Raw genomic sequence first — 12,680 nt, 5'->3', positions numbered from 1 at the left:
CGCTTATCAGGCCTACGAGTACAAACCTATGTAGGCCGGATAAGGCTTTTCTACGCTTATCAAGCCTGCGAGTGCAAACCTTTGTAGGCCGGATAAGGCGCTTGCGCCGCCATCCGGCAGAACGTTAACGATAAACGCGGATCCCGCCCTCTACGCCACGGCTAAACAGCACCTGCCAAAGCTCAATATCTCTGGCGCGGAAAGCCCCTGCGCAGGCACATAAATAATAATTAAACATTCTTCTGAAGGTGGCGGAATAACGTGATGACAGCTCCGGCCAGGCCTGATTAAAGCGCTCATGCCAGGCCATCAGCGTTTTATCATAATCGCTGCCGAAGTTATGCCAGTCCTCCATCACAAACCGTGATTCGCTGGCCTCGGCAATGTGGGAAATTGCCGGTAAGCAACCGTTCGGGAAAATGTATTTATTGATCCACGGATCGACGCTCATCCCTTTTTTATTGCTACCAATAGTATGCAGCAGGAACAGTCCGTCCGGTTTTAAACAACGGTCAGCGATGCTGAAATAGGTGTCGTAGTTTTTCGGCCCGACATGTTCAAACATCCCCACGGACACAATGCGATCGTAGTGTTTATCAAGATCGCGATAATCCTGCAGCAGAATGTTAACGTCCAGCCCTTCACAGCGCTGCTGCGCCATTTTCTGCTGCTCTTTGGAAATGGTAACGCCTTCTACCGCCACGCCATAATGACGCGCCGCATATTCTGCCAACCCGCCCCAGCCACAACCGATATCGAGTAAACGCATACCCGGCTTAAGCTGCAGCTTCTCGCAGATCATTTTTAATTTGGCATTTTGCGCTTCGTCTAATGTGGTCGCGTCTTTCCAGTAACCGCAGGAATATTGCATATGCGGATCAAGCATCAGCGCAAAGAGATCGTTACCAATATCATAATGTTCTTTACCGACGATCCATGCCCGGCTCCGTGACTGCAAATTAAACAGGCGTGCGCTGGCAATGCGTAAAATATCTTTCAGATTACCTGGCATCTGCTGGTCGAGTTTTGCTTTCAGGATTTTGCAGAACAGAATATCGAGCCGTTCGCAGTCCCACCAGCCTTCCATATAGCTTTCGCCAAGCCCTAATGAGCCTTGTTGCAATACCCGTTTAAAGAAACCAGTATGATGAAGTTGAATGTCCCAGGCGCGCGAGCCATTAATTCTGATATCCGCTTGCGAAAGCAGCTCTTTTCCCATTCGGGTCCAGTTATCATTTGTTTCATTGACGATGACAGCATCTGAACAAAGCGAGTTCATGGTATTTACCAAAAGTGGGCTAAAAATTATTACGCAAGATTATTATGGAAAAAAGAGTGTATGTATTATGATCCGCGGACAAGATCTATCGAGCAGCGGACACACCATCGGGAGCATTGACGATTCATTTATGGAAACTCTCGCGCAAAAACAGTGGAACTCCTTCCCGGATAACTCCATGACCGAACTGCCGCAGGACGTATTCTTTCGCTCTTATGTCCTGGAAGCCAACCACCATGTACCGCAGCATTCACACTCTTTTATGCAGTTTCATTTCGCCCGCAAAGGCAGCATGCGCATTGATGTTGCCGGTAAGTGCTGGATAATCCCGGCGCATTATGGCATTTGGATCCCAAATAATACGGAGCATGCGGTTTGGGCATTAGATGATGTGTATTTAGAAAATCTGGATATTAAACCGGGTTTTCTTGAAGAGAGCATCAATGAATGCAAAGTAGTGGCTATCAGTGATTTCGCCAGAGAGTTTATTCATTACGCCACGAATTCAATTTCAGGCCATTATGATAGTCAGTCAAAAGAGGGCAAGCTGGTTAGTGTGCTGGTCGATATTATTCTGCAACTCCCGGAAGTCGCTTTTGTATTACCCTGGCCGCAGGATCGTGAATTAACCAAAGTCTGCCGAACAATACAAGAATCCCCCGCACTGGAGCATTCGGTTGAATACTGGGCGCAGCATTTGGGTATGTCTGCCCGTACCTTTTCACGCCATTTCAAAAAAGAAACCGGATTGCCTTTCAGCGTCTGGAAGCAAAAAATGCGAATACTTGAATCGGTATTAATGCTGAAGAAAAATAAAAGCGTAACCGCCGTGGCACTCGACGTTGGGTATTCAAGCACCGCGGCATTTAGCTACGCATTCCGCCAGGCGTTTGGCGTTCCGCCCTCTAATTACTGATTAACGGCGTTGATGCCAGTAAGCCGCTGCACGAACCCGTTGCTGATCGAACGCCTCGGTTTCAAAACGAGCACTCAGGTTTTTGACCACCTTGCCTTCACCGGTGATCCAGATGAAATAATCGTCTGCGGGCACGCTTAGCCGCGATAAGTGTTCATTCACCGCCTGCTCATCATGGCCGATAAACCACTGAAGAGTAAATCCGTCGAGATGGGCAAAATAGTCCTGGTAGGCTGCATCCTGCACGCTAACCAGCGCCGTGACGTGCGGACGTACCGCCAAACGGCTGAGCGACTCCAGGCGTCGGCGCAACGCGGGCATTCCCGACTCATCACACACGTAAACCTGATACGCATAGTCCTCTGGTACCACCAAAGAACCGCGCGGCCCGCCGATCGTCAGCTTGTCACCCCCACGGGCATTCATCGCCCACGTACTTGCCACGCCGCCGTCATGAATATAGAAATCCAGTGCCAGCTCATGGCGCGTTTCGTCATACAACGGCGTGTAGTCACGGGATAACGGACGTACACCGTCAGCCCAGACAATGCCTTCATCGGTGACGACAGGTGGTACAAAGTTGCTGCCCGGTTCAGGGAAAAAGACCTTGGTATGGTCGTCAAAGCCGTGTGAGCTAAAACCGTCCAGAGCGTCACCGCCCAGTACAATACGCTGAAAGCCCGCGCTAATACGCTCTACGCGCAGGACAGTAAGTTCTCGAAAACGCAGTTCATTGCGAACGCGCTGTGGGTAGCGTGAGATGTTTTTTGTCATTTTTTCGCCTTGTGAAGATAATACGATATATCTAAATTGATTTTTTAAATGATAATGATTGCTAATCAAAAATATTGCAAGCACTTTTTGATATAGTTAACTTATGATTACCCAGTTATCACAGACACATAAAAATAGATAATAATCATAATGTTATACAACATTTTATTTGTAGACTTGCAAACTGATAATTTTTAGATATAAATTAGATATATCTAAACAACATCAGGAGACGATGATGCAAAACCATCATGAAGGTTGCTGTAAGCACTCAGAGCACCAACACGAAGGCTGCTGCAAGGGTGAAGGACATCACCATGAAGGCCGCCACAACGAGCACCATGCAGGTTGCTGCAAAGGTGAAGAACATCGCCATGAAGGCTGTAACAAAGAACATCACCACGAGCAGGGTTGCGGACATCGCCACGGTCGTGGTGGCGGCGGAGGGGGTCGTCGTCAGCGGTTCTTCGGCCACGGCGAATTACGCCTGGTGATTCTGGATATCTTGACCCGCGACGCCAGCCACGGCTATGAGCTGATTAAAGCGATTGAAACCCTGACCCAGGGTAATTACACCCCAAGCCCGGGCGTTATCTATCCAACGCTGGATTTCTTGCAGGATCAGGCACTGATCACCGTCAGCGACGAGGAAGGTGGGCGTAAACAGATTGCGATCACGACTCAGGGCCAGCAGTGGCTGGATGAGAACCGTGAACATCTGGAACATATCCGCGAACGGATTAAAGCCCGCTGCGTGGGTTTTGAATTACGCAAAAATCCACAGATGAAACGCGCGCTGGAAAACTTCAAAGCCGTGCTGGATCTACGCGTCAATCATGGTGATACCAGCGATGCGCAGATCAAAAAAATCATCGGTATTATCGATCGCGCTGCGCTGGATATTACTCAGTTGGATTAATCTGCACAGCAGGCGGAACCCGTATGCCCAACGTTCCGCCTGTATTTTTAGTATTAATGCAGCACCGTAACCGCATCTTCCAGACGACCCGCGCGATGTTTCACCATCGCGGAAATCTGCGCACTCTCTTCAACCAGTTCGGCGTTTTTCTGTGTAATGTTGCTTAATTCATTCACCGCGCGGGTCAGGCTGGAAAGACCATCTGACTGTTCCAGCGTGGAGTGGCTGATTTGGGCAATCAGCTGAGTGACGTTTTGCACCTGCGCCACAATATCGTCCATCGTGCGCCCTGCGGCGTGAACCTGGTCAGATCCGGATTGCACCTTGTCAGCGCTGGCATCAATCAGCTTGCGGATATCATTGGCTGCACTGGCGCTACGGCTAGCAAGATGACGTACTTCTCCCGCCACCACGGCAAACCCTTTCCCCTGTTCACCCGCCCGCGCGGCTTCAACAGCGGCATTCAAAGCCAGAATGTTGGTCTGGAAGGCAATATCGTTAATCAGCGTCGTAATGGTGCCGATCCGCTGGGTGCTGTTGGCGATATCGTCCATGGTTTTGATGACGGTATCCATCGCCTCACCGCCGTGCGTTGCCGCGCTACTGGCGGCAATAGAGAGCTTATCGGCCGCGGCGGCGGTCTCTGAGTTTTGTTTCACCGATGCCGCCATCTGATTCATGGTGGTCACCGTTTCCTGCACGTTCTCGACAGTCTGCTGCGTATGCTTGTTTAAATCGTCGCTGCCTTTCGCCAGCGTTTCGCTGTCGCTGCGCACGCAACTCACCTGGCTGGAGACGTCGTGAATGAGCCAGCGACACATTAATCCAAGTTGGCCCACTGCTCGTAGCATCAGGCCCAGTTCATCACTACGGTTAAGATGCGACACGCTGTTCCGCTCACCGGTCGCCACTTTCAGCGCCTGACGGGTGACATTCTCAATAGGACGCACAATCTGCCATTCGAAAATAGCCGTTCCAAAAAGCATCACCAATGCACTCATCAGCTGTAACGGCCATTCGGCGCCCATTTGCTGCAATGCGACCGCTAGCAGGACAAACATGAATGCCATCACGCTGCGCACCCGCCAGCGAATCGGCATCGCCGGCAGTTTACCCAGCCAGCCTTTGCGTACCACCAGCCCTTTATGAATACGTCGGTTACAACGTCCTTCGTTCAGCGCTTTATATAAAGGCTCTACCGCCGCAATTTCCTCGTCAGTAGCCCGGGTACGAATCGACATATACCCGGTCACGCGTCCTTCCCGCACCATCGGCACCGCATTGGCCCTCACCCAGTAGTGATCGCCATTCTTACGCCGGTTTTTCACAATCCCGCTCCATGGCTCGCCCTGCTTCAGGGTGTACCACATATCCGCAAACGCCGCTTTTGGCATGTCCGGATGACGAACCTGATTGTGCGGCTTATCGAGCAATTCATTCAGCTGATAGCCACTGACCTGGACAAATGTATCGTTCGCATGGGTGATATAGCTTTGTAAATCGGTGGTAGACATGAGGGTGATATCATCATCCAGCGGTGTATTTTGCTGACTAACGTAGGGATGAGAAGACATGATTGCGTCCTGTGCAGGTTATCTGGTTGTTAACTCTTTCGGCTTATGTTATTTCGGCGATAATTTTTTTATCTTTAGTTGTTAAATTTGATTTAGATCGCAATTTGCGATTAAACCTCAAAATCTGTACGCATTCTAATCCATTGATTTAAAATACTTTCATCTAGTAACTATTCAACGTCACTTCTACCAGCGCACCGTCACAGTGCAAATATTGCCCATTTTTAGCGCAAATTTGCGTTTATTCGATCTGTTTTCAGGCTTCTGACCTGGGCAAAATGCCAGCAAATGTTAAAACATGGCATTAAATGTTGCGCAAATGAGATATTTCCTGGTGTTTATCCCGATTTTTGCTAAGCGCGCCGGAATGGCGCAATCCCTGCAATACTTAAATCAGTATCATGTGATACGCGAGCTCCGGGAGCATATTTTGAACAGGTTACCTTCCAGCGCATCGGCCCTGGCCTGCAGCGCACACGCACTGAATCTCATTGAAAAGCGCACGCTTGATCATGAGGAAATGAAATCATTGAACAAAGAGGTGATTGAGTACTTCAAGGAGCATGTCAATCCGGGGTTCTTAGAGTATCGAAAATCTGTAACTGCAGGCGGGGATTACGGAGCCGTAGAGTGGCAAGCGGGAAGCCTGAATACGCTTGTCGACACCCAGGGGCAGGAGTTCGTCGATTGCCTGGGCGGTTTTGGAATTTTCAACGTGGGGCACCGTAATCCAGTCGTGGTTTCCGCCGTACAGAATCAACTCGCGAAACAACCTCTGCACAGCCAGGAGTTACTTGACCCTCTGCGGGCCATGCTGGCAAAAACCCTCGCCGCACTGGCGCCCGGTAAACTGAAATACAGTTTTTTCTGTAACAGCGGGACCGAGTCGGTTGAAGCCGCCCTGAAGCTGGCGAAAGCATATCAATCGCCGCGCGGTAAATTTACGTTTATTGCCACCAGCGGCGCATTCCACGGTAAATCACTGGGCGCGCTGTCCGCTACGGCTAAATCCACCTTCCGTAAACCTTTTATGCCGCTGCTGCCGGGCTTCCGTCATGTGCCGTTTGGCGATATTAACGCAATGCGCACCATGCTCAGCGAGTGTAAAAAGACCGGTGACGATGTCGCAGCTGTGATCCTCGAGCCGATCCAGGGTGAAGGAGGGGTGATCCTGCCGCCGCAAGGTTATTTGACCGCCGTTCGTAAACTTTGCGATGAGTTTGGCGCGCTGATGATCCTTGACGAAGTGCAAACCGGCATGGGGCGTACCGGCAAGATGTTCGCCTGCGAACACGAAAACGTGCAACCCGACATTATGTGCCTGGCCAAAGCGTTGGGCGGCGGTGTGATGCCAATTGGCGCGACCATTGCCACCGAAGAGGTGTTCTCCGTCCTGTTCGACAATCCTTTCCTGCATACCACCACGTTTGGCGGCAACCCGCTCGCTTGTGCAGCTGCGCTGGCCACCATTAACGTCCTGCTGGAGCAAAATTTACCGGCTCAGGCGGAGCAGAAAGGCGATATGTTGCTGGATGGTTTCCGCCAGCTTGCGCGGGAATACCCGGACCTGGTGCATGATGTACGCGGTAAGGGAATGCTGATGGCGATTGAGTTTGTCGATAATGAAATCGGCTACAACTTTGCCAGTGAGATGTTCCGCCAGCGGGTGCTGGTTGCCGGCACGCTTAATAATGCAAAGACGATCCGCATCGAACCACCGTTGACGTTAACGATCGAGCAATGCGATCTGGTATTGCGATCGACGCGCAAAGCCCTGGCAGCATTACGGGTGAGCGTGGAGCAAATGTAACAACCTTACCCGGCCTATAGAAGACACTCTTTTGTAGGCCGGATAAGGCGTAGCCGCCATCCGGCAATTAGCCTAACTTAAACAATCCGCACACCCGCAGGCATAAGGCGTTCTGGCGTCAACAGCACGCTTTCGCTGCCATCATCGGTTTCAGCGCACAGCAGCATGCACTCTGATGTCTCACCGCGCATTTTGGCCTTCTGCAGGTTACACAGCACCACCACCGTTTTGCCCATCAACTCCTCTTCACTGTAGTAAGGCACCAGGCTGGTTACGGTTTGCAGCGTACGCTCTCCCACATCTACCTGTACGATATACAGCTTATCGGCATTGTCATGGCGCTTTACCTGTGCGATTTTTCCAACACGTATTTCCATTCGGGCAAAATCAGCAAATGCGACGGTATCCATTATTTTCTCCTTTGGTAAAATTTTACTAAATACTAGCAAAATATTTTCCGGGCATTGTTCTCAAAAGCGGGAAAATGACGTACTCATCACACTCTGAAAGCCCAGTTTTACCCCGAGCATGTCAATTAATCATGCTTTTTTTACTGAAAACAGATGAATAGATAAGCACTTCATTTACAATGCGCAGGTAACTCAGGGAAAAGGCAAACATGGCAACACTTAAAGACATCGCAATCGAAGCTGGCGTGTCCCTGGCGACAGTGTCCCGGGTTTTAAACGATGACCCCACGCTGAATGTAAAAGAAGAGACTAAGCATCGCATTCTGGAGATCGCGGAAAAGCTGGAGTACAAAACCAGCAGCGCCCGAAAGAACCAGACCAGCGCGCTCGGCCCCCAGCATATTCTGGCGCTCTACAGCTATCAGCAAGATTTGGAAATCAACGATCCTTACTACCTCGCGATCCGCCATGGGATTGAAACCCAGTGTGAGAAACTCGGGATCGAACTGACCAACTGCTATGAGCACAGTGGGCTGCCGGAGAGCAAACACATTACCGGCATTCTTATTGTCGGCAAGCCTTCTCCCGCTCTGCGCGAGGCGGCAACAGCGCTTACCGACAACATCTGCTTTATCGATTTCCATGAATCTGGCAGCGAATATGACGCCGTCGATATCGATCTGGCCCGCATCAGCAAAGAGAGCATCGACTTCTTCATTGCCCAGGGCGTCACCCGCATTGGTTTCATCGGCGGCGAAGACCAGCCAGGCAAGGCCGATATCCGCGAAGCCGCGTTTGTCGAATACGGTCGCCTGCAGCAGGTCGTTTCTGAACAGGACATCTATCGCGGCGGTTTTTCCAGTTCATCAGGCTATGAACTGGCTAAAGAAATGCTGGCGAAACCCGACTATCCCAGCGCCCTGTTTGTGGCTTCAGACTCGATTGCCATTGGCGTTCTGCGCGCCATCCACGAGCGTGGTCTGAATATTCCACAGGATATTTCGCTGATTAGCGTTAATGATATCCCAACGGCGCGTTTCACCTTTCCTCCGCTTTCCACCGTTCGCATTCATTCGGAAATGATGGGCAGTCAGGGCGTCAACCTGCTGTTCGAAAAAGCCCGTGACGGGCGTGCGCTTCCCCTGCTGGTTTTTGTTCCCAGCAAGCTGAAACTGCGCGGCACCACCCGCTAAAATCCCCCGCTAACCCGCCCGGTTTCTTCTGATGCCGGGCGCGCATTGTCATGCATTCCTTTCCGCGTCCGAATTATTTTCGTGATCCAGTTAAAGTAAATCACTTCACTCGCTATATTTTAGTAAAACTTTTACTAAAATCACCATCAATCACACTTACTCACCATTAAAATGAATGGTTCCGATTTTTCTCCACCGGGAGGCCTTATGAATCGCTGGGAAAACATTCAGCTCACCCACGAAAATCGACTGGCGCCACGCGCATATTTTTTCTCTTATGACTCCGTTGCGCAGGCTCGCTCGTTTGCCCGCGAAACCAGCAGCCTCTTTCAGCTGCTAAGCGGTCAGTGGAATTTTCAGTTCTTTGAGCATCCGCTGCAGGTGCCGGAAGCCTTTACGTCGCAGTTTATGAGTGACTGGGGCAGCATCACCGTCCCCGGCATGTGGCAGATGGAAGGACACGGCAAGCTGCAGTATACCGACGAAGGTTTTCCTTTCCCGATTGATGTCCCCTACGTTCCGACCAATAACCCCACCGGGGCCTATCAGCGTATTTTCACCCTCAGCGAAGGCTGGCAGGGCAAACAGACGCTGATTAAGTTTGATGGCGTAGAAACCTACTTCGAAGTTTACGTGAATGGTCAGTACGTTGGCTTCAGCAAAGGCAGTCGCCTGACGGCCGAATTTGATATCAGCGCGGTGGTGAAGACCGGTGATAACCTGCTGTGCGTTCGCGTAATGCAATGGGCTGATTCCACCTACGTTGAAGACCAGGATATGTGGTGGTCGGCGGGAATTTTCCGCGACGTCTATCTGGTCGGCAAACAGGCGACCCACATTCAGGATTTTACCGTTCGCACCGAGTTCGATGATGACTATCGCGACGCCACCCTCTCCTGCGACATTGCGCTGGAAAACCTGGCCCCCACGCCAGCGATAGCGTCGCTGGAATACACCTTGTTTGACGGTGAGAAGGCACTGCATAGCGGTGTGATTAACGCCCTAAAAGTGGATAAACAAACGCAGACCGCTTTTCATTTCAGGGTTAGCGCGCCGCAGCAGTGGTCTGCGGAATCGCCGTATCTCTACCATCTGGTGATGACGCTGAAAGATGCCAGCGGCAACATCCTTGAGGTCGTGCCACAGCGCGTTGGATTCCGCGATATTAAAGTTCGCGACGGTCTGTTTTACATCAATAACCGCTACGTGATGCTGCATGGCGTTAACCGCCACGATAACGATCATCTTAAGGGCCGCGCGGTCGGTATGGATCGCGTTGAAAAAGATCTGCTGTTAATGAAGCAGCACAACATTAACTCCGTACGCACCGCCCATTACCCGAACGATCCGCGTTTCTATGAATTGTGCGATATCTACGGCCTGTTCGTGATGGCCGAAACAGACGTTGAATCTCACGGCTTCGCCAATATCGGCGATATCAGTCGGATCACCGACGATCCACTGTGGGAAAATGTCTACGTTGAGCGCATCGTGCGCCACGTCCATGCGCAGAAAAATCACCCTTCGATCATCATCTGGTCGCTCGGTAACGAATCCGGATACGGCTGTAACATCCGCGCCATGTATCACGCTGCGAAAGCGCTGGATGACACGCGTCTGATCCATTACGAAGAAGATCGTGACGCTGAAGTGGTGGATATCATCTCCACCATGTACACCCGCGTGCCGCTGATGAATGAGTTTGGTGAATATCCGCATCCTAAACCGCGCATCATCTGTGAATATGCTCACGCCATGGGCAACGGTCCCGGCGGGCTAACGGAATATCAGAACGTCTTCTATCAGCATGATTGCATTCAGGGGCACTATGTCTGGGAGTGGTGCGATCACGGGATTCAGGCTAAAGATGACGACGGCAACGTCTGGTACAACTATGGCGGCGACTACGGCGACTATCCGAACAACTACAACTTCTGCCTTGATGGCCTGATTTATTCCGATCAAACCCCAGGACCGGGACTGAAAGAGTACAAGCAGGTAATTGCGCCGGTGAAAGTACGCGCACAGGATCTGGCCCGCGGCGAGCTACGGGTAGAAAACAAACTCTGGTTCACCACGCTTGACGACTACACCTTGCATATTGAGGTTCGCGCCGAAGGAGATACGCTCTCTGTTCAGCAGATAAAACTGCGCGACGTTCCTCCCAACAGCGACGCGCTGCTGCAATGCGCACTGCCGGAGCTGGATGCGCGCGAAGCGTTCCTTAACGTCACCGTGACGAAAGATTCCCGCACGTCATACAGCGAAGCCGGGCATCACATCGCGACTTATCAGTTCCCGCTGAAGGCCAGAACGGCGGCTGCCGTACCGTTTAGCCTGCAAAACGCCACCCCTCTGACGCTGGAAGACAGCCGCCAGAGCTGCACCGTTCGCGGTTATAACTTCCATCTGACCTTCTCAAAGCTGACCGGTAAACCGATCGTCTGGAACGTCAATGGAGAAGAGCTGATTACCCGCGAGCCGAAGATTAATTTCTTCAAACCGACCATTGATAACCACAAGCAAGAGTTCGAAGGCCTCTGGCAGCCGAATCATTTACAGATTATGCAGGAGCATCTGCGCGAGTTTACCCTTGAGCAAACCGATGATGCGCTGCTGATAACCAGCCAGACCATTATCGCCCCGCCGGTATTCGATTTCGGTATGCGCTGCACCTATCGCTGGCGCATTGCCGCGGATGGTCAGCTGAATGTGGAACTTTCTGGCCAGCCTTACGGCGAGTACCGGGACATTATTCCGTGCATCGGTTTCACGATGGGCATCAACGGTGATTTGGGCCAGGTGGCGTATTACGGACGTGGTCCCGGTGAAAACTATGCCGATAGCCAGCAGGCCAACATCATCGACATCTGGCGCAGCAGCGTGGATGAGATGTTCGAAAATTATCCTTTCCCGCAAAACAACGGCAATCGTCAGGACGTGCGCTGGGCAACACTAACCAACCGCCACGGCAACGGTCTGCTGGTGGTTCCGCAGCGCACTGTCAACCTGAGCGCCTGGCGCTATACGCCAGAAAATATCTTTGCCGCACAACACTGCAACGCGCTACAGCGTAGCGATGACATCACCCTGAATCTGGACCACCAGTTGCTGGGCTTAGGTTCCAACTCGTGGGGAAGTGAAGTACTCGATTCCTGGCGCGTCTGGTTTACGTCATTCAGCTACGGCTTCACGTTGTTGCCGGTTTCCGGCAGCGAATCTGGCGCTCAAACTACCGCCAAGCGCGCCTTTGGCACCGGGTTCTTTTCCACGAATATGCACAGCGAGAATACAAAATGAGGATCATCGACAACTTAGAGCAGTTCCAGCAACGCTATGCTTCAGGTCGGAAATGGCAACGTTGCGTCGAGGCTATTGAAAATATTGACAATATTCAGCCAGACGTCGCTCACTCTATCGGTGATTCCCTGAGCTACCGCGTGGAGACAGACTCCGCGACCGATGCGCTGTTTACCGGTCATCGTCGTTATTTTGAGATCCATTACTACCTTCAAGGGCAGCAAAAAATAGAGTATGCCGCCAAAGAGGATCTCCAGGTGGTTGAATATTATCGCGATGAAACCGATCGCGAATATCTGAAAGGTTGTGGAAAAACCGTCGAAGTGCACGAAGGACAAATGGTTATTTGTGACAACCATGAAGCCTATCGTTTTATTTGTAATAACGCAGTGAAAAAAGTCGTACTCAAAGTCACCATCGAAGATGGTTATTTTCATAATAAATAAAAACACAGGCGGCGCCGACGTTGCGCCGCCAGTACCCTATAATAATCAGGAATCGGAGA

10 protein-coding genes are annotated in these 12,680 nt (G+C 51.3%); 6 read left to right on the top strand and 4 right to left on the bottom strand.

What is annotated here, in order from left to right; all coding sequences use genetic code 11:
- Positions 1 to 124: 124 nt before the first annotated feature.
- The gene (gene cfa, locus OGY68_RS12655) at positions 125 to 1,279 is read right to left on the bottom strand and encodes a cyclopropane fatty acyl phospholipid synthase (RefSeq protein WP_048215499.1); all 1,155 of its coding nucleotides are present in this window, start codon (positions 1,277 to 1,279) and stop codon (positions 125 to 127) included.
- A gap of 67 nt (positions 1,280 to 1,346) precedes the next feature.
- Between cfa and OGY68_RS12650 the strand changes: the two genes are divergently transcribed.
- A complete protein-coding gene (locus tag OGY68_RS12650; RefSeq protein WP_003828520.1) occupies positions 1,347 to 2,195 on the top strand; it encodes a helix-turn-helix domain-containing protein in 849 nt (282 codons plus the stop codon).
- Here the strand turns inward: OGY68_RS12650 and OGY68_RS12645 are convergent, their stop codons facing one another.
- On the bottom strand, positions 2,196 to 2,969 hold the full coding sequence (locus tag OGY68_RS12645; protein WP_057067405.1) for a siderophore-interacting protein: 774 nt from the start codon (positions 2,967 to 2,969) through the stop codon (positions 2,196 to 2,198).
- 235 nt (positions 2,970 to 3,204) lie between these two features.
- Here OGY68_RS12645 and OGY68_RS12640 point away from each other — a divergent pair, with 235 nt between their 5' ends.
- The gene (locus OGY68_RS12640; protein WP_165755485.1) at positions 3,205 to 3,888 is read left to right on the top strand and encodes a PadR family transcriptional regulator; all 684 of its coding nucleotides are present in this window, start codon (positions 3,205 to 3,207) and stop codon (positions 3,886 to 3,888) included.
- A gap of 53 nt (positions 3,889 to 3,941) precedes the next feature.
- Here the strand turns inward: OGY68_RS12640 and OGY68_RS12635 are convergent, their stop codons facing one another.
- Positions 3,942 to 5,462, bottom strand: a complete 1,521-nt coding sequence (locus OGY68_RS12635) for a methyl-accepting chemotaxis protein (protein ID WP_100271883.1) — start codon at positions 5,460 to 5,462, stop codon at positions 3,942 to 3,944.
- Positions 5,463 to 5,892: 430 nt separating this feature from the next.
- On the opposite strand from OGY68_RS12635, the gene ygjG reads away from it, so the two are divergent.
- Positions 5,893 to 7,272, top strand: a complete 1,380-nt coding sequence (gene ygjG, locus OGY68_RS12630) for a putrescine aminotransferase (RefSeq protein WP_057067552.1) — start codon at positions 5,893 to 5,895, stop codon at positions 7,270 to 7,272.
- A gap of 77 nt (positions 7,273 to 7,349) precedes the next feature.
- On the opposite strand, the gene OGY68_RS12625 is transcribed toward ygjG, so the two are convergent.
- A complete protein-coding gene (locus OGY68_RS12625) occupies positions 7,350 to 7,682 on the bottom strand; it encodes a tRNA-binding protein (RefSeq protein ID WP_016157522.1) in 333 nt (110 codons plus the stop codon).
- Positions 7,683 to 7,891: 209 nt separating this feature from the next.
- Between OGY68_RS12625 and ebgR the strand changes: the two genes are divergently transcribed.
- From ebgR to OGY68_RS12610, 3 genes are all read left to right on the top strand, one after another.
- Positions 7,892 to 8,875 carry a transcriptional regulator EbgR gene (ebgR, locus tag OGY68_RS12620; RefSeq protein ID WP_032945068.1) on the top strand — a complete coding sequence of 328 codons (984 nt, stop codon included), beginning with the start codon at positions 7,892 to 7,894 and terminating at the stop codon, positions 8,873 to 8,875.
- Between the two features lie 207 nt (positions 8,876 to 9,082).
- Positions 9,083 to 12,175 carry a beta-galactosidase subunit alpha gene (gene ebgA / locus OGY68_RS12615; RefSeq protein WP_286617086.1) on the top strand — a complete coding sequence of 1,031 codons (3,093 nt, stop codon included), beginning with the start codon at positions 9,083 to 9,085 and terminating at the stop codon, positions 12,173 to 12,175.
- Positions 12,172 to 12,621, top strand: a complete 450-nt coding sequence (locus tag OGY68_RS12610) for a beta-galactosidase subunit beta (protein ID WP_057067541.1) — start codon at positions 12,172 to 12,174, stop codon at positions 12,619 to 12,621. The genes ebgA and OGY68_RS12610 overlap by 4 nt, the downstream gene beginning before the upstream one ends.
- Positions 12,622 to 12,680: the final 59 nt, after the last annotated feature.

This window comes from Citrobacter sp. Cpo065, from assembly GCF_030332805.1.
Classification (GTDB): Bacteria; Pseudomonadota; Gammaproteobacteria; order Enterobacterales; family Enterobacteriaceae; genus Citrobacter; species Citrobacter portucalensis.
The sequence above is the reverse complement of the archived record's forward strand: the minus strand, read 5'-3'. Positions and strand labels throughout refer to the sequence as shown.

Excerpts from the sequence above, each read along its gene's own strand:
- cfa (WP_048215499.1), bottom strand. The coding sequence starts at position 1,279 with ATGAACTCGCTTTGTTCAGATGCTGTCATCGTCAATGAAACAAATGAT.
- OGY68_RS12650 (WP_003828520.1), top strand. The coding sequence starts at position 1,347 with ATGATCCGCGGACAAGATCTATCGAGCAGCGGACACACCATCGGGAGC.
- OGY68_RS12645 (WP_057067405.1), bottom strand. The coding sequence starts at position 2,969 with ATGACAAAAAACATCTCACGCTACCCACAGCGCGTTCGCAATGAACTG.
- OGY68_RS12640 (WP_165755485.1), top strand. The coding sequence starts at position 3,205 with ATGATGCAAAACCATCATGAAGGTTGCTGTAAGCACTCAGAGCACCAA.
- OGY68_RS12635 (WP_100271883.1), bottom strand. The coding sequence starts at position 5,462 with ATGTCTTCTCATCCCTACGTTAGTCAGCAAAATACACCGCTGGATGAT.
- OGY68_RS12625 (WP_016157522.1), bottom strand. The coding sequence starts at position 7,682 with ATGGATACCGTCGCATTTGCTGATTTTGCCCGAATGGAAATACGTGTT.
- ebgR (WP_032945068.1), top strand. The coding sequence starts at position 7,892 with ATGGCAACACTTAAAGACATCGCAATCGAAGCTGGCGTGTCCCTGGCG.
- ebgA (WP_286617086.1), top strand. The coding sequence starts at position 9,083 with ATGAATCGCTGGGAAAACATTCAGCTCACCCACGAAAATCGACTGGCG.
- OGY68_RS12610 (WP_057067541.1), top strand. The coding sequence starts at position 12,172 with ATGAGGATCATCGACAACTTAGAGCAGTTCCAGCAACGCTATGCTTCA.